The organism is Vibrio sp. Y58_MX_L22 (assembly GCF_024181865.1).
Taxonomy (GTDB): domain Bacteria; phylum Pseudomonadota; class Gammaproteobacteria; order Enterobacterales; family Vibrionaceae; genus Vibrio; species Vibrio alginolyticus.
On the sequence record NZ_JAMZAN010000001.1, the window covers coordinates 612,623 to 634,057 of the forward strand.

The 21,435-nt window shown below is 45.3% G+C and carries 17 protein-coding genes and 1 riboswitch; of the genes, 11 read left to right on the top strand and 6 right to left on the bottom strand.

The annotated features are described in order from the left end of the window. Nucleotides 1–97: 97 nt before the first annotated feature. Nucleotides 98–1,876 carry an aspartate--tRNA ligase gene (aspS, locus tag NL626_RS02625; RefSeq protein ID WP_005378401.1) on the bottom strand — a complete coding sequence of 593 codons (1,779 nt, stop codon included), beginning with the start codon at nucleotides 1,874–1,876 and terminating at the stop codon, nucleotides 98–100. Between the two features lie 273 nt (nucleotides 1,877–2,149). Between aspS and NL626_RS02630 the strand changes: the two genes are divergently transcribed. The 7 genes from NL626_RS02630 (at nucleotide 2,150) to NL626_RS02660 (ending at nucleotide 8,792) form a co-directional block, all read left to right on the top strand. Continuing rightward, nucleotides 2,150–3,016 (top strand): DUF72 domain-containing protein, encoded by an 867-nt coding sequence (locus NL626_RS02630; RefSeq protein WP_239945357.1) that lies wholly within the window; start codon nucleotides 2,150–2,152, stop codon nucleotides 3,014–3,016. A gap of 93 nt (nucleotides 3,017–3,109) precedes the next feature. Further along, nucleotides 3,110–3,847 carry a carboxy-S-adenosyl-L-methionine synthase CmoA gene (cmoA, locus tag NL626_RS02635; protein ID WP_017635063.1) on the top strand — a complete coding sequence of 246 codons (738 nt, stop codon included), beginning with the start codon at nucleotides 3,110–3,112 and terminating at the stop codon, nucleotides 3,845–3,847. An 81-nt stretch (nucleotides 3,848–3,928) separates the two neighbouring features. Next, nucleotides 3,929–4,900 (top strand): tRNA 5-methoxyuridine(34)/uridine 5-oxyacetic acid(34) synthase CmoB, encoded by a 972-nt coding sequence (gene cmoB, locus NL626_RS02640; protein WP_005387902.1) that lies wholly within the window; start codon nucleotides 3,929–3,931, stop codon nucleotides 4,898–4,900. A 276-nt stretch (nucleotides 4,901–5,176) separates the two neighbouring features. Further along, nucleotides 5,177–5,923: an ATP-dependent zinc protease gene (locus tag NL626_RS02645; protein WP_005378391.1), complete on the top strand. Its 747-nt coding sequence runs from the start codon at nucleotides 5,177–5,179 to the stop codon at nucleotides 5,921–5,923. 11 nt (nucleotides 5,924–5,934) lie between these two features. Then, a complete protein-coding gene (locus tag NL626_RS02650; RefSeq protein ID WP_005378389.1) occupies nucleotides 5,935–7,440 on the top strand; it encodes an inactive transglutaminase family protein in 1,506 nt (501 codons plus the stop codon). A 3-nt stretch (nucleotides 7,441–7,443) separates the two neighbouring features. Beyond that, nucleotides 7,444–8,412 carry an alpha-L-glutamate ligase-like protein gene (locus NL626_RS02655; RefSeq protein ID WP_005378387.1) on the top strand — a complete coding sequence of 323 codons (969 nt, stop codon included), beginning with the start codon at nucleotides 7,444–7,446 and terminating at the stop codon, nucleotides 8,410–8,412. A gap of 227 nt (nucleotides 8,413–8,639) precedes the next feature. Then, nucleotides 8,640–8,792, top strand: a complete 153-nt coding sequence (locus tag NL626_RS02660) for a hypothetical protein (protein WP_005378381.1) — start codon at nucleotides 8,640–8,642, stop codon at nucleotides 8,790–8,792. Nucleotides 8,793–8,934: 142 nt separating this feature from the next. Here NL626_RS02660 and mukB read toward each other — a convergent pair whose 3' ends face one another. Genes mukB through cmoM form a run of 4 tightly spaced genes read right to left on the bottom strand, consistent with a single transcriptional unit; the run spans nucleotide 8,935 to nucleotide 16,238 of the window. Further along, the gene (gene mukB / locus NL626_RS02665) at nucleotides 8,935–13,398 is read right to left on the bottom strand and encodes a chromosome partition protein MukB (RefSeq protein ID WP_253657048.1); all 4,464 of its coding nucleotides are present in this window, start codon (nucleotides 13,396–13,398) and stop codon (nucleotides 8,935–8,937) included. A gap of 2 nt (nucleotides 13,399–13,400) precedes the next feature. Beyond that, a complete protein-coding gene (mukE, locus tag NL626_RS02670) occupies nucleotides 13,401–14,126 on the bottom strand; it encodes a chromosome partition protein MukE (protein ID WP_005378379.1) in 726 nt (241 codons plus the stop codon). Beyond that, the gene (gene mukF / locus NL626_RS02675; protein ID WP_253656963.1) at nucleotides 14,107–15,444 is read right to left on the bottom strand and encodes a chromosome partition protein MukF; all 1,338 of its coding nucleotides are present in this window, start codon (nucleotides 15,442–15,444) and stop codon (nucleotides 14,107–14,109) included. The genes mukE and mukF overlap by 20 nt, the downstream gene beginning before the upstream one ends. Before the next feature lie 2 nt (nucleotides 15,445–15,446). Continuing rightward, on the bottom strand, nucleotides 15,447–16,238 hold the full coding sequence (cmoM, locus tag NL626_RS02680) for a tRNA uridine 5-oxyacetic acid(34) methyltransferase CmoM (protein ID WP_025998624.1): 792 nt from the start codon (nucleotides 16,236–16,238) through the stop codon (nucleotides 15,447–15,449). Between the two features lie 114 nt (nucleotides 16,239–16,352). On the opposite strand from cmoM, the gene elyC reads away from it, so the two are divergent. After that, nucleotides 16,353–17,138 carry an envelope biogenesis factor ElyC gene (gene elyC, locus NL626_RS02685; RefSeq protein ID WP_005387893.1) on the top strand — a complete coding sequence of 262 codons (786 nt, stop codon included), beginning with the start codon at nucleotides 16,353–16,355 and terminating at the stop codon, nucleotides 17,136–17,138. A 72-nt stretch (nucleotides 17,139–17,210) separates the two neighbouring features. Here elyC and torR read toward each other — a convergent pair whose 3' ends face one another. Continuing rightward, a complete protein-coding gene (torR, locus tag NL626_RS02690) occupies nucleotides 17,211–17,921 on the bottom strand; it encodes a two-component system response regulator TorR (protein ID WP_005378370.1) in 711 nt (236 codons plus the stop codon). Nucleotides 17,922–18,187: 266 nt separating this feature from the next. Between torR and torD the strand changes: the two genes are divergently transcribed. The 3 genes from torD (at nucleotide 18,188) to NL626_RS02705 (ending at nucleotide 21,392) form a co-directional block, all read left to right on the top strand. Continuing rightward, on the top strand, nucleotides 18,188–18,835 hold the full coding sequence (gene torD, locus NL626_RS02695; RefSeq protein ID WP_005378369.1) for a molecular chaperone TorD: 648 nt from the start codon (nucleotides 18,188–18,190) through the stop codon (nucleotides 18,833–18,835). Between the two features lie 468 nt (nucleotides 18,836–19,303). Next, nucleotides 19,304–20,308 carry an HTH-type transcriptional repressor PurR gene (purR, locus tag NL626_RS02700; protein WP_005378368.1) on the top strand — a complete coding sequence of 335 codons (1,005 nt, stop codon included), beginning with the start codon at nucleotides 19,304–19,306 and terminating at the stop codon, nucleotides 20,306–20,308. 287 nt (nucleotides 20,309–20,595) lie between these two features. Continuing rightward, nucleotides 20,596–20,685: riboswitch (cyclic di-GMP riboswitch) on the top strand. A gap of 116 nt (nucleotides 20,686–20,801) precedes the next feature. Continuing rightward, entirely contained in the window at nucleotides 20,802–21,392 is a 591-nt protein-coding gene (locus NL626_RS02705) for a TfoX/Sxy family DNA transformation protein (RefSeq protein WP_005378367.1), read from the top strand. The last annotated feature ends 43 nt before the right edge of the window (nucleotides 21,393–21,435 follow it).

A 21,435-nucleotide genomic window follows, 5' to 3' on the forward strand; every position in this document is an offset into this window, starting at 1 on the left:
CTAAAAGCGTTGCTTGGGAAATTGCTTTGGAAGTTTCTTGGGTTTATTTAAACAAAAACTCCCGCAGTTGCGGGAGTTTTCTTCAAATGTTGTGCGCTTATTCTGCGTCTTTTTCTTTCGCTGCAGTTACTGCGATTGCTAGCTCTTCTAGCGCTGCTGGGTTCGCAATACTTGGTGCGTCTGTTAGTAGACACGCCGCTGCTGTTGTTTTAGGGAACGCGATAACATCACGGATGTTCTCTGTGCCACATAGCAGCATTACTAGACGGTCTAGACCAAATGCAAGACCAGCATGTGGAGGCGTACCGAATTTCAGCGCATCAAGCAGGAAGCCGAACTTAAGCTGTTGCTCTTCAGGTGTAATGCCTAGAATATCAAATACGGCTTCTTGCATATCTGCGTTGTGGATACGAACAGAGCCGCCGCCCACTTCGTAGCCATTTAGAACCATATCGTAAGCGTTAGAATTTGCCGCAGCAGGGTTTGCTTTTAGCTCTTCTGCAGTCACACCTAGAGGCGATGTGAATGGGTGGTGCATCGCGTGTAGGTTGCCTTCGTCATCTTCTTCGAACATTGGGAAGTCCACAACCCATAGTGGAGCCCATGCAGACTCATCCGTTAGCTCTAGGTCTTTACCTAGTTTCAAACGTAGCGCACCCATTGCTTCTGCAACGATACCCGCTTTATCAGCGCCAAATAGAATAATGTCACCAGATTCCGCTTGAGTACGATCTAGAATGCCGTTGATCACGTCTTCATTTAGGAACTTAGCGACTGGAGATTGGATACCTTCCATGCCCGCTGCACGGTCATTAACCTTCATCCAAGCTAGACCTTTCGCACCGTAGATGCCAACGAATTCACCGTAGCCATCAATTTGCTTACGAGTCAAAGATGCACCACCTGGAACGCGAATAACGGCAACGCGGCCTTTTTCATCGTTTGCTGGACCTGAGAATACTTTGAACTCAACGTCTTTCACTAGGTCAGCAACGTCTACTAGTTCCAGTGGGTTACGTAGGTCTGGCTTGTCAGAACCGAAACGACGAATCGCTTCGCTGAACGGCATTACTGGGAATTCACCTAGGTCAACGTTTAGTAGCTCTTGCCACATTTCACGAACCATTTTCTCAGTCGTTGCACGAACTTGGTCAGCCGTCATGAATGACGTTTCGATATCGATCTGAGTGAATTCTGGTTGACGGTCAGCACGCAAGTCTTCATCACGGAAACACTTAACGATTTGGTAGTAACGGTCAAAACCAGACATCATTAGAAGTTGTTTGAATAGCTGTGGAGACTGAGGAAGCGCGTAGAAGCTGCCTTTGTGAACACGGCTAGGTACTAGGTAGTCACGAGCGCCTTCTGGAGTCGCTTTTGTTAGGACTGGTGTTTCGATGTCTAGGAAACCGTTGTCATCTAGGAAACGACGAACAAAGCTAGACGCTTTAGCTCGTAGCTTGATGCGGTCGCTCATTTCTGGACGACGTAGATCTAGGTAACGGTACTTCAGGCGCTGCTCTTCAGAGTTCTTTTGGTTGAAGTCTAGAGGCAGAACATCAGAACGGTTGATGATTTCAAGACCTTTCGCAAGGATCTCGACTTCACCTGTTGCCATGTCTTTGTTTGCTTGGCTCTCTGGGCGAACGCGCACTTCACCCGTTAGTTTGATACAGAATTCATTACGAAGTGTGTTCGCCACTTCATACGCATCCGCCATATCTGGATCAACAACTACCTGAACGATACCTTCGCGATCTCGCATATCAATAAAAATAAGACCGCCTAAATCACGACGACGGTTAACCCAGCCGCAAAGTTCTACAGTTTGTCCTGCAAGGGACTTGTTCAGGTGACCACAGTAATGGGTACGCATAATGAAATTCCCAATCTCTCAAATGTTGTTAACTACGCTCTGTCAGCCTCATTGCTAAGCAGAGTAAAGATTCAGTTATACGCTGAATGTCCACGAAAATCGACTACTCAACATACAATTACGTGTGTTTTATCATTCACTGGTGCTTTTTAGTACAACAAATGTTCAAAAGCGCACCAAAGCGAAAAAATTGGGGAGGATTATAGCGTGAAATTACCTATTTCAGCAAAACTCTCGTAAAGTATTCACACGAGTAGCAAGCAGTAAAGAATAATGGATAACTTACCTCTTCGACTTGGATTGACGATGTGGTCGCACAATCAATGGCAACAAAGTTTTTACGGCAGCGGGACAAAGCCCGCTGAACGTTTAGAAAGGTATGCGCAAGTGTTTCATACCGTGGAAGGCAACACGACATTTTATGCCACACCGACGCTCAATACAGTGCAAAACTGGAGAGCCGCAACCCACGATGATTTTCGCTTTACTTTCAAACTTCCTAAAGCCATCACTCATGAGCAAATGCTAAGAGGTTGCAGCGAACAACTGAGAGACTTCATGAAAGTCATGGAGCCTTTGCATGACCGTGTGGGCCAATGGACAATTCAATTGCCAGCCGCATTTGGTCCTGAACACCTTGTTCGACTGAAAAAGTTCTGTGCGAGCTTTCCACCTAACTTCCCTCTCGGTGTTGAGGTTCGCCATATGGCATTTTTCTCCAAAGGCGAAGAAGAGCGAGCACTTAACCAATGGTTAGTAGAGAATAATATTGACCGCATTATTATGGATAGCCGCCCAGTCTTTGCCGCTAAGCCCGACAATGAGGCGATTATTGATGCACAAATGAAAAAACCACGAGTACCTGTTCACGCCATTGCTACCGCTTCACACCCTTTGATTCGCTTTATTGGTCATCCAGAAGAACAGCAAAATTACGAGTTTTTTAAACCATGGCTCAACAAGTTGCCACAATGGATTGCCGAAGGTAAACAGCCATATGTCATGATCCATACCGCAGACAATTTAATTGCGCCAGAGTTGGCCGCAAACCTATATAAAGACATACAAAAGCGTATCACGCTCCCTGAGTTAGCACCTTTCCCTGCTGACGATGGCAACTCGCAGTTACAGATGTTCTAACGCAACACATGACAGAGGCGCGAAATTCCCATAAAATACGCGCCTTTTTTGGTGCCTGACATTTTCAGGCGGCTTGTATGCAGAGACTTAGTTATGAACCCTAAGAGCAATCCAGATACTATTTTTTCGGCTCCAATCGATAAAATTGGGGATTTCACGTTCGATGAACGCGTAGCGGAAGTATTTCCTGACATGATTCAACGATCGGTACCGGGTTACAGCAATATTATTTCTGCAATCGGTATGCTGGCAGAGCGTTTTGTAAAACCTCACTCAAACATCTATGACCTTGGCTGTTCTTTGGGTGCTGCAACATTGTCTATGCGTCGCCATATCAAACAAGAAGGTTGCCAAATCATCGCAGTGGACAACTCTCCTGCGATGGTTGAGCGTTGTAAACTTCACGTCAACGCTTACCGCAGTGACACTCCTGTGGATGTAGTAGAAGCAGACATTCGCAATATCGAAATTGAAAACGCGTCAGTGGTGGTGTTGAACTTCACTTTGCAATTCCTCTCTCCAGAAGATCGTTACTCCTTGCTCGAAAAAATTTACGCTGGCCTTCGTCCGGGCGGCATTTTGATTCTATCTGAGAAATTCGTCTTCGAAGATGAAGTGTCGAACGAACTATTAATTGACCTTCACCACGACTTTAAACGTGCGAATGGTTATAGCGAACTAGAAATCAGCCAAAAGCGCAGCGCGATAGAAAATGTAATGCGCCCAGATTCAAAGAAAGAGCATAAAGAGCGTTTCGCTAAAATTGGCTTTTCTAGCTACGATGTTTGGTTCCAATGCTTTAACTTCGGCTCCATGTTCGCGATTAAATAGACCATGCATACAAAGCCTGAACCATACCGATTTCGGCTTTTGTTAATAATTTATACCCATCAACTCAGCGATTAACTAACTATGTTTAACTTTGCAAATTTCTACCAATTGATTGCCCAAGACACCCGTCTTCAACCTTGGCTTAATGTGCTTCCACAACAGCTAACGGATTGGCAAAATGCAGAGCACGGTGACTTTGGTCGCTGGTTGAAAGCCCTGAACAAAATCCCAGCGGGTAGACCGGACAACATCGACATTGTTGATTCTGTCACGATTTCAAACAATGAGCCGATGCCTCAAGGGGAACTTAAAAAGCTAGAAAGCTTACTTCGTACATTCCATCCTTGGCGCAAAGGCCCATACCACGTACACGGCATCCATATTGATACTGAGTGGCGCAGTGATTGGAAATGGGACCGCGTGCTTCCGCATATTTCACCATTAAAGAATCGCAGCGTACTCGATGTAGGTTGTGGTAACGGCTACCACATGTGGCGCATGCTAGGCGAAGGTGCACGCTTAACTGTCGGTATCGATCCATCTCACCTGTTCCTGATTCAGTTCGAAGCAATTCGTAAACTAATGGGCGATGACCAACGTGCACACCTACTGCCATTGGGCATTGAACAACTACCTAAGTTAGAAGCGTTCGATACGGTATTCAGCATGGGCGTGCTTTACCATCGCCGCTCGCCTCTCGATCATTTAGTGCAACTAAAAGATCAATTGGTATCTGGTGGTGAACTCGTATTGGAAACACTCGTGATTGAAGGTGATGAGAATGCAGTATTGGTCCCGACTTCTCGTTACGCGCAAATGCGTAATGTCTATTTCTTCCCTTCAGCAAAAGCCCTAAAAGTGTGGTTAGAATTGGTCGGTTTTGAAGATGTTCGTATCGTTGATGAAAACATCACATCCGTAGATGAACAACGTACCACAGATTGGATGACGCATAACTCTCTACCTGACTACTTAGATCCGAACGACCCAAGCAAGACTGTAGAAGGCTACCCTGCCCCTCGCCGCGCGGTTCTTGTCGCTCGCAAATCATAATTCGCTGAGATTCCTGACATTGTCTTAACTCATTTTACGAGTTAAGACATTACCCTCTTTCCTCGTAATGAGCGAGTTTGTTTTTTGAATCCATTTTTCACGTCAAAATATAAGCACGCTCTAAATAAGGATGCGCTTTTATGTCCTTGATTTTTGGCTTTTCATCACTATTCCTCAAACAATAAGTAATAGAGAAACATTCTTACTTGTGAGGCTTTATCGATATAAGCTAAACTCCTAAAAAATAAACAACTTAATCCAATCCCAAGGTTTTCAATGTTATTACGATTGACCCCGATTGTTGCCATCGCCTTACTATCTGGATGCTCACTAACCAAAGGCGAACAGTACCACCAAGAAACGTTAGCGGCGATTCAAAATTCAGAAGCGAATGTCAATAATCGCATTACCAACCTAGAGCTACAGCTCAGCAACCAATCGGACTATATCGACAGCCTTGAAGAACAAGTCGATAAACTACAGGTTGAACTTCTTACATTTCGCGATGAAGCAATGGCAGAAGTAAAAAAACCGAAAGAGCCGATTATTGTCCAATCTCCCGCTCCTGTGGAACCAACCCCAACTCACGATATTGTCCTTGGCTCTATCGAAAAGGTCACGGTAGAGTCGATTAAGCAAACTTTTGATGCACGTATCGACACTGGTGCTGCGACGTCGTCTTTAAATGCCGTTGATATTGAAGAGTTCGAAAGAAATGGCAAAAAATGGGTCCGATTCCACTTAGCAGACACCAGTAAATCCGAAGAAGAGAAAAGTACTTGGATCGAAGCACCTGTCATTCGCTACGTCAAAATCCGCCAGGTTACCAGTGAAGAGTTAGAACGCCGCGCTGTGGTAGAACTTTGGGTGCGCGTTGGAAAAATTCATGAAAAAGCGCAATTTACGTTGGCAGATCGCTCACATATGAACCATCCTATTTTACTGGGTAGAGAATTTATGCGCGACATAGCACTTGTCGATGTAAGTCGTACCTATATCCAAACGGACGAAGATAAAAAATAATAAGGTAGATTATGACGTCAAAAATACCGTTTTACCTTTCTATCATCTTATTGGTGATTGCGGGCATTGCTCTGAGTGTTTTCAGGCATGAAAACTACGGCGTGCCTTGGACGCCAGGCGAAACTCGCCAGGTGTGGGATGTAGAAGCTCGTATTGAGTTCAATGCTAACGGCAACGAAGTAAAAGCGTCACTTGCAGCACCGCATACGCAAAGTGGTTACACACTTATTGGTGAATCTGCTTCCTCATCAGGTTATGGCGTTTCCTACATCAATGACGATTCAGGCCGTCGTGCAGAATGGTCAATTCGCCAAGCTCAAGGGCCACAAACCATATACTACAAAGCCCAGTTCTTAGTAGACCCTCAGGCTAAAGTCACTCCTTTACCGCCAACGGAAGACATTACGCCACCAACGCTATCAGCACCACAAGCAGCAGCGGCAAATGCCCTTATCGAACGTGCGATGAGTCGCTCAGCCGATAATGTGACGTTTACTCGTGAGCTTATCAAAGCGCTTAATGACCCAGATAGCCAAAACTCGTCGCTACTACTGAACGATTTCAGCCGTACTGATGCACTGCATAATATTTTGCTTACCGCAGGTATACAGAGCAAAACCGTCGGTGTTATCGAACTAGAGGATGGTCGTCGACGCCAAACAATTCAACCAATGGTTCAGGTTTGGTCAGGTAAAGATTGGGTACTGTTTTCACCAAAATCCGAACAAAAAGCAGTGAAACCCAACTTGTTAGTGTGGGATGAATCAAACGTATCCTTACTTGACCTTGTTGGTGGTAAAAATAGCCAAGTGCATTTCTCGATGATTAAGCAAGAAATGACACCACAACAAGCTACAAACAACAAAATAGAAGCAGATGGATTACTGAATATTTCAATTCATAGCTTACCTTTGGAAGAGCAAGCGATGTTCAAAACCATCATGCTCATCCCTATTGGTGCTCTGATCGTTGTGTTCTTGCGTGTGATTATCGGCCTGAAAACATCCGGTACCTTCATGCCGGTGTTGATTGCCGTTGCTTTTGTTCAAACTCAACTATTAACTGGTATTGTCGGTTTCTTGCTAATTGTAGGTACAGGCCTGATTATTCGAAGCTATTTGTCTAGGTTGAACTTATTGCTGGTAGCAAGGATATCTGCGGTCATTATTACCGTTATCATGATCATCTCGGTGTTCACCGTTGTTGCATTTAAGATGGGCTTAACGGAAGGCCTAACAATTACCTTCTTCCCTATGATCATCTTGTCTTGGACGATTGAACGTATGTCAATCCTATGGGAAGAAGAAGGTGCGAAGGAAGTTGCTCTGCAAGGTGGTGGTTCATTGCTGACAGCGGTATTAGTTTACCTTGCAATGACGAACTCATACATTCAACACTTAACCTTTAACTTCATTGGTCTACAGTTGATTGTTCTGGCCGGTATTCTATTACTAGGTACTTACACAGGTTACCGCCTCACTGAGCTACGACGCTTCAAACCACTAGCGGAGGACTAAACGATGTTCGAAAGTTTTACTTCGCCGTCTAAGCTTCGCCATAAAGGCATTATGGGGATGAACAAGCGTAACCACAGCTATATTGGCCGTTACAATGATCGTTCTAAATACCCACTTGTCGATGACAAGCTAAAGACCAAAATTATTGCACAGGCAGCAGGAGCAACAGTTCCTGCCCTGATCGGTGTCATTCATAACCAAGCTGAAGTTAAGACTATCCACAAAATGGTTGAGAACTGGCCTGGTTTTGTAATCAAACCTGCACAAGGTAGTGGCGGTAAAGGCATTCTGGTTGTTACGTCTCATAAAAACGGGGTATATACCAAACCCTCCGGCTCTACAATTGGTAGGGATGAGGTCGAGCGTCACATTAGTAATGCGCTTGCTGGCCTTTTCTCTCTTGGTGGTAAAAATGACGTTGCTGTGGTTGAAAACTTAATCAAGTTTGATGACTGTTTTGATGGCTTCAGTTATGAAGGCGTACCAGATGTTCGGATCATCGTATTTAAAGGTTATCCAGTTATGGCGATGATGCGCTGCTCTACAGCGGCTTCCGACGGCAAAGCAAACCTTCACCAAGGTGCGGTAGGAGTAGGCATTGACATCGCGACAGGTAAAGCCGTCAGAGCGGTGCAGTTCGATCATCCAGTGACTCATCACCCTGATACAGGTAAAGACCTTTCGACCCTTCAAGTACCGCATTGGGAGCGCTTGCTGGAGCTTGCGTCAAGTGCCTGGGAAATGACAGGTTTGGGATACATGGGTACGGATATGGTGCTGGATAAAGATGAAGGACCTATGGTTTTAGAGCTTAACGCTCGCCCTGGTCTGGCAATCCAAATCGCTAATGGTGCAGGCTTGCTTCCTCGTTTGAAACACATAGAGAGCCTTGGCACACCTGCTGAGTATCCAAAACCGATTGAACGCGTCGCTTACGCGGCAGAGCAGTTCGGTGTGAAGCCGTTGTTCTAACCCTCCGACATAATGTTCGTTATTACTCGCCAGTAATTGTCATGATTACTGGCGTTTTTGTTCCCGCATCCAAAAACCTTGCACTTGCTCTCCTTATTAAACACATCCTTCTCATATATAAGTTGAATCAATGATCGAGCTAACAAAATCAACATAGATCGTTTCTGTTCTACTTTGCCTTTTGAGTATGATGAGAGCTCCCCTTACTCAACTTGAGAGGTTGGGAAATGCTAATAAAAGAAACAAATAATGATGAACCAGAGCTTGAAGAACAAGAGAGCTTAGACCAACACCTACAGCGCTTGTCTGAGCTTTCTGTCCAAGCACTTGAAGAGCTTGCTGAAATGATCGAAGTCAGGGACGATATTCCAGAGGAATAAACGTCGCTTCCTCATTAAGTTCCGCTAATAAGCCGAGACTGCCGTCCTACAGTCTCGGCTTATCTTATGTAGTTCGAAGCCTACCTCGCAAACAGATACAAAAACGCCCGCGTTCATGCGGGCGTTTTGTTAGATTCGCAGTTTACGATTCAAACTCTTCAATCATCTCTTGCGCTTCAGTCTTAGGCTTATCCGTTTGACCAAAACCACGCAAGCCAACCACGTGTACGTGTTCGTGGTCTTTAAACACCTTACGCACCAGTTTGTAGGTCGTACCTTTCTCTGGGCTGATGTTTTCTGGTGCCGCGATAAGAAGCTGCATATCCAGACGGTCACACAATTCGAACAATGTCGCGATCGATTTCGCATCCAGACGCGCTGCTTCATCCAAGAAGAGCAAACGACAAGGCACAATGTCTTTGCTGCGTAGACGACGAGACTCTTCTTCCCAGCTTTGTACTACCATCAATAGGATTGACTGACCGGTACCGATCGCTTCACCTGTTGATAGTGCGCCAGACTCAGCCTGTAGCCAACCATCTGTACCACGGTTCACTTCTACACTTAGCTCTAGGTAGTTACGGTAATCCAGTAGCTCTTCACCCAGAACCTGAGGAGAACGTTGACCCATATCGATATGTGGGTTCACACGTTGGAACAGCTTCGCCATTGCTTCGGAGAAAGTAAAGCGAGTCGATTCAAACAGGTCTTTGTGCTGCTCTTGCTGTGTCGCTAGACCGTTCAGTAGCACTTCGTGACTTTCGCGGATCTTCACGTTTAGACGTACGCCTTTCACCTGGCCAAACGAAATGTTCGACAAGCCTTGGTTCAGCATACGAATACGGTTTTGCTCACGCTGAATCGTCTTCTTGATGATGCTCGCTACCGACTCAGAGCTGATCGCTAGACGGTTTTCACGTTGCGTTAGCTCTTCCGTTAGACGCGCCAGCTCGACTTCCATCTCTTCGATTGCTTCAACTGGGTCATCAGTACGGATGATATCCTGACGAATACGCTCACGAAGGTGTTGGTATACAGCAATATAGAACAGAACTTTACGCTCTGGACGAGCGTTGTCTTCAGACAAACGGAGTGCATCACGCAGGTCGTCATTGTTCGCAACCGCTAGACGCAGCGCACCCAGTGATTTATCCGACATCGAACGCAGTTCATCCGCTGACATGTAAGCCAGTTCACGCTTGTGTAGACGACGCTCAACATCGTTCTCACGCGCCAGACGAAGCACTGAACACCAGCCGGCTTTCGCAGCAACCACGAACGTACGCAGCTCAACGTATTCTTTCTGAACTTTCTTCAGACGTTTTGCCAAGCCTTTCATCTCTAGTTCAGTAGAGGTGATCGTGCGCTCGTATTCGCTCTTACGGCTGCGAGACGTGTGTAGACGCTCGTGCAATTCGTCACGACGACGCATTGCGCGCTCTTCTGCACCTTCGTCAGCGTTCACGCCAAACTCTTGAAGTTCTTGTTTGAACTCTTGAACCGTTTCCAGTTTCGCTTGGTGTGAACTCTTCAGAGAAGCCAATACTTGGTTGTATTGGTTCATTTGGCCTTGCGACTGTTTCAACTCTTCACGAGAGCGTGTACGCATTTGTTCAGCTTGAACCAGTTTTGCTTTTAGCTGCTCACTCAGTTCGCTGCTCTTGTTCAGTAGGTCTACTGAATCAGAGTAAGCGAAGTAGTGGCGGCGTTCAACGAGATCTGAAAGTGCAAAGATTTGCTTCTTAAGATCTTGTAGCTGCTCGTCTGCCGCTTTGTATTCTGCTTCTAGTGCATCGAATTGCTCGGGGTCAGCATCAAGCGCAGACGCAATATTCTCTAATTGCCCGACGGCTTTTGCATGGTTGCTTAAGAAGTTCTTCGCCTCTGCCAGCTGAGCGATTTTCTCTTCTAGCTCATCAAAACGCGCTTGCAATGACTCATCTTCAACAAGCACCATGTGTGACGCTAGCTTGTCCAGAGAAGACAACGCTTGCTTGCTGGTTTGAAGCTGAGAACGTTGTTGTTGCTCTTTCGCATCCAGATCCGCCAGCACGCGAGCAATTTGGTTACGCTTATCACGAATAGTTGCCAGTGCTTGTTCTGGATCGGCGTCAAAAGCAACCTGAATGTGGTTAGACACAAATAAGTTAAACGCTTGGTACAAGCGCTGCATTTTCTGAGAATCAAACGCCGCTTTTGCGTGTTTCTCTACCACTTCTTCTCGTTCGTTACGCAGCAACTCTAGACGCTGCTCACGTGCCGCGCGGCCAAACAATGGGATCTCAGGCAAGCGAGAGTAACGCATTTGGCGATCGTTCATACGAACGCAAACCGCGCCCTCTAACTCTTCTGCATCGAACGAGCTGTCATCAAAGGCATCGATGTCACCTTCAATGATGTACAAGTCTTCTGGACAGTCGTCTAGCTCTACCAGTTTTTCTTCGATGCCTGACAAGTCAGAAACAACTATAGCGTGACGAGCCGGACCGTACATCGCACTGAAGTAAGGCGCGTCATCAATCGTGATGTCATCGTAGATCTCAGACAGCAATACACCGCCCAGCGTATCTGCTAAACCTTTCAGGCGAGGGTCATTTGAACCACCAGGAGAAGCAAGACGCTCAATCTCAGAGTCTAGCTGGCTACGGCGCTCAGCAAGCTTATCTTTAGCTAAAGACAGCTCCCTTTCTTGTTCAAGGACAACTTGCATGTGGTTCATTACCGCATGGCGATCCTCAAGCTCTTCACCGCTCTGCTCTCTCAGTTTCTCTAGCGCATCGTTCGCCGCAATCCAAGCTGGTGCTATTGCTTCAAGCTTACTGATTTCTGCCACCGCGTTTTGCTCTAGACGGCGCTGTTCACCACGCTGATCACGAACTTCTTCTTGAGCTATCTCTAGTGATTCGATTTGCGTCGCATGACGTTCACGTTCTTGTTCAAACGTAACCTCATCGGTTAGTTCAACGTGATATTGCTTTTTGTATTCAGCAACCAGTTCACGTGCTTGACGCTGCTGGTTAAGGCTGCGTTCGAGATCACGGTGTTGTGCTCGCCATTGCTGTTCGTTTTGTGCGATTTGTTGTGACTCACGCGCTTTCGCAATTGCGGTTTTCGCATGTTCAGACGCGTCTTTGCGCTCAACTTGACCAACAATGCTTTGTACCAGTTTAAGCGCGGTTTCAAACTGCTCTGCCGCTGCAGAAGACATGTCCAGTTTGTGCTTAACCGATAGCAACGCATTGGTGCTTTCTGACTCTTTGTTCTTAAGCTCAGAGACAAGCGCTTGAGCCGATTCCGCCGTTAGGCTGTCATCGCCAAGTAGTTGCTTCGCTTTCTCCAGCGCTTGAACTGCTTGTTGATATTGAAGGGCGCGAGTTTGCTGAACGTCAAGAGCTTGCTGGTAATCAGCAAGTTGCGTCTTAAGGCTATCCACCTCTTCTTCTGCAACGGTAGCTTGCTCTTCAGCCATCATCACGCGTTCTTGCGCTTCTTCGACTACCATCATTTGTTCTTCAAGACGCTCGCTCAGCTCTTCAAGATCTTCTTGGTAGCGTTCGATCTTCTCTTGCTGACGCAGCGCGTTTTGCACCAGTTGCAAGTGATCAGAAGCCGCTTGGTAGTCTTGCTCTAAAGAAGATTCTGACTCGATCAGCAGTACCAGCTCTTCTTGAACGCGATTAAGCAGATTGTTTTGCTCAATCAAGGTCTCGCGAGAACCAAATAACTCTGAACGCAAAGACAATGTCTGTTCTAGTTTTTTACGACGCTCGTTAGCATGGCGCATATAGTCCGCTGCCACGTAGTTAGTCGACTCTGTGATCAAGTGTTTGAACAAGTCACGGTCTGCTTGCGTAGTTTTGATCGCTTCTAGCGTCATGCGGTTTTCACGCAGTGCCGATTCCATATCTTGGAACGCTTTTTTCACGCCGCCGTTTTGTGGCAAAAGGTAGTCACGTAGCGAGCGCGTAATCGCACTTGAAATACCACCGTAAAGCGATGCTTCGATCAGGCGGTAGAATTTAGAGCGGTCACCAGAGTTACGCAGTTTCTTCGGAATCACACCGAATTCAAACATTTGTGCGTGGTAATCCACGATAGAAGAGAACGCTTTGAACTGAACGCCTTCAAATTCCGCGATCGATTCTTTTACTTCATTGATTTGACGTACACGAGCTTGAGTCGCCGATACGCTTTCCACCAAGATATCCGTTGGTTTCACATGGCTTGGAAGACCTTGGATAACAAACGGTTTGATGTCTACTTTCTTATCACGACCCGCAACTTGCTGCAGTTTTACTGCAAACAATAGGCGTTGGTTACGTGAGTTCACCACGTCCAGCGCCGCATAACATGCGCCCGGCTGTAGCTTACCGTACAAACCTTTGTCGCGAGACGATTGGCTGCTGCCTGCTTCTGTCGTGTTACGGAAGTGCAGTAGCGTTTGGTCAGGAATCAATGCGGTGATGAACGCCGCCATTGTGGTTGATTTACCTGCACCGTTACCACCTGATAGCGTGGTGACCAGACCATCGATGTCAAACGTACGGGCAAAGAAGCCGTTCCAGTTGACCATGGTCAGCGATTGGTATTTACCGCGTTCAATCATGCTCATGCTTCACCCTCTTCTGTTGTTTCTTCTTGGGCTTGGTCGTCTTGATCTTCTTCAGACAATAAGCTGCCTTGGCTTGGCTCTTTGGTGTGCACTACTGCTTCACCATCACGGATCAGACGCAGCTGCGCTTCACGCATGTCATCGCCAATACGTACATCGGCACCAAAGCGGAATACCGCTTCACTGATGCTGAATTTACCGGTTTCACCGATGTTGATGATCATGCCTAGGCGACGCAGACGACGAAGTGACGTACGTACTTTTTCAAACAGCTTTTCTTTATCAAGGTCAGAACCGGTAGCACGGTTCGTCACTAGCTTCATCAGCTTATTTTCATCTGCTAGAGCAAGCAGTTCGTCGTACAGCTCTTGGTTAGTGAAGATGCCTTCGTGCGCAAGACGCTCTGGGCTTAGATAAAGGAAACACAGTACCTTACCCACCAGCATATCCAGTTCAGAAAGAACACTACGGCCAATCAGAGATGTTGAACGTGGACGAAGGTAGAAGAAACCTTCTGGCGCTTTCACCAATTCGGTGTTGTAGCGTTGGTAGAAAGAAGAAAGCTCAAGTTCGAAATCCGACAACAACGCGTGGTTGTCTAGATCTTCACTTGAGATATGACGCCCTGCTCGAAGCATGCTGTCTAGCGCTGGGAACAGAGGGTTAGAAATTGCTTTTGCCAGATTCTCTGACATGTATTCATTAGTATCGGTCGATGACATTCGCTTGTACCTTTGCCCCAAATTCGTTGATTGCTTTCCAGTCTGGTTGAATCGCTTGGTAATCCGATTCTGAATACCCTAGACGTACAGCTTGATCGACGATAATGCGAGCTAAATCAAAATGATGAGTGTAAGGGTGCTGTGCAAGGTAATCTCGCAGTACCACACTCAAATCGATTGGTGTGCCTTGATCTTTATGCGCTTTTAGCATGTCACCAATTCGTTCAGACAGCTCATCATTGACTTGTTGAAACTCTTCGTATTCTACTTCCATCGGAACTTGACCCGTTACCTCGTCATCACGCAGTACTAGGGCCTCATCACGAAGGTCAGAAAGCCTCTCCGCATCTGCATAAGTCAGATACCAAGGCGCATCGAAGTAATCTTTGACGGATTGACGCAGACGCGAGCTAAACGCACGGTTCTTATCCATATCGATTGCAGTACGAATAAACTTGTGCACGTGTCGGTCGTAACCAATCCAAAGGTCGATCGCTTGCTGGCCCCAGCTTGTGATTCGGTCCAGCTTCATTTGCAGACCAAACAAGGCTTCTTCGATAAACTCCAGCTCAAGGTCACCGTAAACAATTTCTTGAATATCGAGGATCTGAGTTTGCAGTTCATCACTGGCGGCTTGCAGCGTATCTTGAAGTTCACGCAACGTGCTTGATGTTTCTGACAGAAGTGCTTCACAGTTGTTGATCGCTTCGCGCCAGTCTTTGTTAAGCAGGTCAGCAATCTGTTGTTTCACTGACTGTTGCTGCTCATCCATAACACGTTGGTTGAGGTCAATTTGATCGAAAATTTCGCCTACAGAATATTTTAAAACACCGTATACGTTTTTCTTCCAGTGACCCGGTGTGCCACCTTTTTGTGCTGCCTCAATCGCTTTCGCCATTTCATCCGCTACCATGGATAGCTGGATAGATAGACGCAGTTTTGAGAACTCACGATGACGCACGTAGTAGTCGGTTATTCCTATCGCTAATGGCGACAAGCGGTAAATGCTCGCTCCGTCAGTAATTTCACTGACAAAACGGCTCATAAGACGCTGCTTAACCATCTCGTTGATCGCATTGTTCGCACGAAAAGCGGAGGCTTCGCCGGTCTCATCAAATAGTCGAGTGACGATGGCAAATGCATCATGCAGTTCACCTTCACCCAGTTCTTCATCGAACCTTTCATTACTCAGTACGGCAATGGCTATCAAAAATGCCAATCGCTCTGTGGTCAGGTTCAACGAGAAATCGTGCTGCTTAACCCAGCCAACCAGCTCATCGATTGGTTGCTCTGCAGCATTGAGAGTCATCTCACTCATTGTTATTCCTGTTTATCGTTCTTTTTAGCCCACACATGAATGTAGCGGCCTAATGAGAGGTATGGCTCTTGTCGACAAAGTTGTTTTTCTAGCGCCAACACATCTTCAAACTCGTAATCACCCATGTATTCCATATTGCCTATGTAATCACTAAATGAGCGAATACCAGATTTGCCACAAATATTAAAACCTGAATTTTCTATCCACTGGTAGACTTCTTCAGGTTTTAAGCCTTTTTGCGGCTGTAGTTTAAATCTTTTTCGGTGAGGCATGCCGTCTAATATATGAGGAATGTTGCCACAAACCACGTTTTTATAGACTAAACCGTGGTGGTTGTAGAACATGACTGATGCGATGCCTCCCGGTTTTACTTGTTCTAGAACTGTTTCAAGTGCGGCCTTAGGATCAACCAGCCACTCCATCACAGCGTGGAACATAACCAGATCGACCTGTACATCCATATGTTCACCGATGGATTGGACAGGCGAATGAATCAGGCGATACTGCTCAAGCAAACCGTTTTTTTCAATATCCTGCTTAGCCAACTGCAGCATTTCCGAAGATAGATCACATAAAGCGATTCGATGTCCGAGCTTAGCAAGCTTTTGCGACATTTGTGCCAAACCACCACCAGCGTCTAACACTTCTAGGGGTTGCTGGTCAGCATCTAATTCACTTAGAATCTGTAGAAAATCTTCCCACACAATGATTTGGCGGATCTCCCCTTTATCGGAGCCGTAAATATTTTTTGCAAATTTGTGGGCGATATCGTCGAAATTGCGGTCTTCTGTCACTTCTGCTGAGTTATCATAACGGATTGTGCCGCTATTCTGGCACAAGGAAAGCAGGAATAAAGAGGGATACCCTCATTTTTATTATCAATTGATGTTTTTTCGGACTATTTATGTATGTTTGAGCTGAAAAAAGTAGTGTCAGCCATGCTTATGCCCCTTCCGGCATTGCTGCTGATAGGCTTGTTGGGTCTTGCTCTCATTAGTTTTACTACAAAACGTAAAACTGGCTGCTTCGTTGTTCTATTCTCTTTTGTTGGCATTTTTCTTGTTGCCTTCCAACCTGTTTCAACCAAGCTTCTTATGCCGTTAGAGCGAGAGCATAAAGCCTTTTTGCCAGTTTCTGGCACCATCGACTACGTGATGGTTTTAGGGAATGGTCATGTTATCGATGACGAAATTCCACCCACCTCGCAGTTAAGCCGTGCAGCATTAATGCGCTTAACTGAGGGCATTCGTATTTTAAGAATGTATCCAGGCGCGAAATTAATCTTATCCGGCTATGCTGGCGGATCTGAAATTAGCCACGCGCGAATGATGGCGAACGTTGCCCTTGCGTTGGGAGTCGCGAAATCCGATATCATTTTATTAGAAGATGCGAAAGATACGTGGGAAGAGGCGCGTCAAGCGGCTGCATTCGTTCAACAAAAGGAGATTGTGTTAGTCACTTCTGCGAGTCACATGAGCCGTGCATTGTATGAGTTCAACGCGGCAGGCATTAAACCAATCCCAGCCCCGACCAACTTCTTAGCTATTAGCGAAATCAGTCAACCTTGGGATAAATACTCACCTAAAGCGCGTTACTTAGAACAAACAGAGCTTTATTGGCATGAGTACTTGGGCAGTATTTGGCAAAGGTTGCGTGATACTGTCGGACAAACACCAATGGTTGAAGCAAACTAGTATTATCTTGAAGCCACAAAAAAGGAGAGCCGAAGCTCTCCTTTTTCTTTTTACGATTGAGTTATGCTCAAACTAGTCACCAGCAAACATATAGCCTTCGCCGTGTACCGTTACAAAAATCTGTGGGTTCTTAGGATCGAACTCCATTTTTGCGCGCATACGTCGAATAAGAACATCAATGGTGCGGTCATTCGGCGCATCCACTCGATGGCTGATCATGTTCAAAATACGCTCACGACTTAACACCTGGTTAGGATAAGACGATAATGCCACCAAAAGTTCATACTCTGCTTTAGTTAGTTTTACTGGCTCACCGTTGCGGCTAAGTGCGCGACGTTGAATGTCGAATGTCCACTCCCCAAAGCGCACAATGTGCTCTTCACTGGTTTCATTCGCTTTCGAGCTGCCACTGCGCGCTGCTGAAATACGCCACAGCAAGTTTTTAACGCGAACTAACAGCTCTCTCAGTTCAAAAGGTTTTGTCACATAATCGTCAGCACCCATTTCTAGGCCTACGATTTTATCAATGCTATCCGTGCGTCCTGTTACTAATATGATACCAATATCCGATTGGCTACGTAACTCACGAGTAAGCATCAGGCCGTCTTCACCAGGCAGGTTAATATCCAGCATGATCAGGTCTACATCGCCCGCTTGCAAAACTTCACGCATTTCTGCGCCACTCTCTGCTTCGCTGACTTGGTAGCCCTCATTTTGGAAATATCCCGCAAGCTTACTACGAGTTACAACATCATCTTCTACGACTAATACGTGATAGCTCATTTACACCACTTTTCTGTCTTCTTATTATCCAAGACGTATTCTATTCATAACTAGTAACATTTCTAGTCATAGATACATTAAAACGCAAGATTTAGCGTTTTTATTGATTCAAAACAAGCTTGCCCATTGCTATTAATAAACGGTCATTTTTGACCATAAAACATAACAATTATAGTTACTGCTATTCATTTTAATTGATTACACTTAGGGGATATCCCTAATTGACTTTGTGATGTATGACTTGAAGCATCATTCAGGAGCCCAAAATGCAAGAAGTGAAAGCTTTTAATGAAAAACGCGCTGAAATTTACTGGTGGTTTTCGAGCTTGTTCGCAAAAGAACTAACAGAGAAAGAATTGGAAGCCTATCACAGTGTTGAAATTCGCAGTTTTCTCGCAGGTTTAGGTGAAAATGAGTCGCTGAAACCAGCTGTTGATAGCCTAGTTGATGCATTGAATCGGTTACAAGATCGTGAAGATGCACAACTAGAGCTTGCAGCTGACTTTTGTGAACTGTTTTTGAAGACAGAAAAATACGGCGCTCTTCCTTACGCATCCATGTACATTGGTGAATCAGGTTTACTGAATGACAAGCCAGCTGAGGAAATGGAAAAGTTGATGGCTGAATTTGGCGTTCAAGTAGACGAAAACCTAAAGGAACCTGCGGATCACTTAGCCGTTGAGCTCGACTTTCTCGGGAACATGATTATCCGCTCAAACGAGCTTGAACAAGAAAAACACATGGAAGAAGCCTTCGTTAAACAAAACGACTTTATCCAGCAACAATTGATGTCTTGGTTACCTCAGTTTTCAGACAAATGTAAAAAATTCGACGAATTTGGATTTTACTCGAGTGTCGCGAAACTATTAGTTGCATTTTGTAAACTAGACAGCGCCTACCTTCTTGGTGAATAATTGCCGCCTATTTTTAGGGAGCCTGCCTATCGGGCTTCCTGTATGCCTGAAAGTGACCAATTGTAAGTAACTTGGGTATAATATTCGTTTGCCTTAACTTAGCGCAAAGACGCTTGGTTATTTAGCAGTCAAAATGTGACTTCAAATACACAAATCTCTTGCTGAAAACATTGCTAGTCAGTCCACATAGGGCTAAAATGTGAGCGCAAACGATTAAATATGATTTATATGTAAACCGCTGAAATATAGCGGTTTTTGTGTTTTCTTAACAGGTTGATGGCAATTTCTCATCAGATAGAAAAAAGATAAAATTCATCGACCGATGCTGCTACGCACCCTTTTGTCGCACTTGGATCAACCGCTGCCGAGACACTTAGCGCCAATTTTAGATTGCTAGGTGTGAAACCATTAGAGCATCAGGTACATCCAATACGACATATTTCAGTAGCTCGATACAGGACACCATTTATGGCCACGATAAAAGACGTTGCTCGCTTAGCCGGCGTTTCCACTACGACAGTTTCGCACGTTATCAATAAAACGCGTTTCGTTGCAGAAGCAACGCAAGAAAAAGTAATGAAAGCCGTTGACGAGCTGAATTACGCGCCAAGTGCCGTTGCACGCAGCCTAAAATGCAACTCAACTCGTACGATTGGCATGTTAGTAACTCAATCAACTAACCTATTTTTCTCAGAAGTGATTGATGGCGTTGAGAGCTACTGTTACCGCCAAGGCTATACTCTGATTTTATGTAACACAGGCGGGATTTACGAAAAACAACGCGATTACATTCGTATGCTGGCTGAAAAGCGCGTTGATGGCATCCTAGTGATGTGTTCTGACTTAACCGAAGAACTAAAAGAGATGCTTGACCGTCATGCGGACATTCCTAAAGTGGTCATGGATTGGGGCCCAGAGAGCTCACAAGCAGACAAGATCATGGATAACTCAGAAGAAGGTGGCTACATTGCAACCAAACATCTGATTGACAATGGTCATACGGATATCGCTTGTCTAAGCGGTCATTTTGAAAAGCTTGCTTGCCAAGAGCGCATTGCAGGTTTCCGTCGCGCAATGAGCGAAGCGAACCTAGCTGTAAATGAAGACTGGATCCTTGAAGGTAACTTTGAATGTGATACGGCCGTATTAGTTGCAGATAAAATTACCGCAATGGACAAGCGCCCGACGGCGGTATTCTGTTTTAACGACACAATGGCTCTAGGCCTAATGAGCCGCTTGCAACAAAACGGGATCAAAATTCCTGAAGATATTTCAGTGATCGGCTACGACAACATCGAGCTTGCGGAATACTTCTCTCCACCGCTAACGACTATCCACCAACCTAAACGTCGTGTTGGTAAAAATGCATTCGAAATTCTACTTGAGCGTATCAAAGATAAAGAACACGAAAAACGAATTTTCGAAATGCAACCTGAGCTTGTAATTCGAAATACTGTGAAAAAAATGAACTAAATTTCACTGTATTTAACCGTGTTAAATAAGCGCTCTACAGGGGCGCTTATTTTTTTGGAAAAATTAAGCATTCTCTAATACTTCACACCACTCTAATAACAATTGACTAACGTTAACTCCCTGTTTTATATAAATGTAATATATATTAAGAACTCCTTTTCAAAGGCCAATTTGCACCTTTCCATATGCAAAATAGAGCATTCAATCTATCATTTTTATTGAACCGAAATCACACTTTTAACGCTAAACCGTGATGTTAATTCAATATAAGAAGTATGCTCATTGTGTCACGCACAGGGCAAACCATTCGAAAGAGTGGGACGCAAAGCCTCCGGCCTGAACCATATTACGATATGGAAGGTAGCGGGGTTACCGATGGCAAGTGTGTAAGCAATGACTTTACTCTGTAATGACATTGTTTTTACGCATGTTTGCTACTCTCTCGGACCTGACTTTTGGTGGCGTAATATTAATTACACCGAGATAACAAAACATGGATAAACCGATACTCAAAGACTCTATGAAGCTATTTGAGGCACTTGGTAATATCAAGTCGCGCTCAATGTTTGGTGGCTTCGGACTATTCGCTGATGAAACAATGTTTGCACTAGTGGTAAACAATCAGCTTCATATCAGAGCAGACCAAAAAACTTCATCTGACTTCGAGAAACAAGGGCTAAAGCCTTACGTTTATAAAAAACGTGGCTTTCCAGTCGTTACAAAGTACTACGCTATTTCCAGCGATTTATGGGAATCAAGCGAACGCTTAATCGAAGTAGCGAATCAATCATTGAAAAAGGCAAAGCTTGAGAAAGAACAGCAAGCAAGTACAAAGCCTAACCGTTTGAAAGATTTGCCTAACTTACGACTGGCTACCGAGCGCATGCTAAAAAAAGCCGGCATCGAATCCGTAGAGAAGCTTGAAGAGGAAGGTGCGCTTAACGCCTATAAAGCGATAAGAGATACGCACTCTGCAACCGTCAACATTGAGTTGCTATGGGCACTAGAAGGTGCTATCAACGGCACTCATTGGAGTGTGGTACCTCAAGCTCGCCGAGATGAGTTGATGAACGGCCTCCAATAAAAGTCGGCCTAAAAACTATCTTGTAAAACCGCAGTCTAATCTG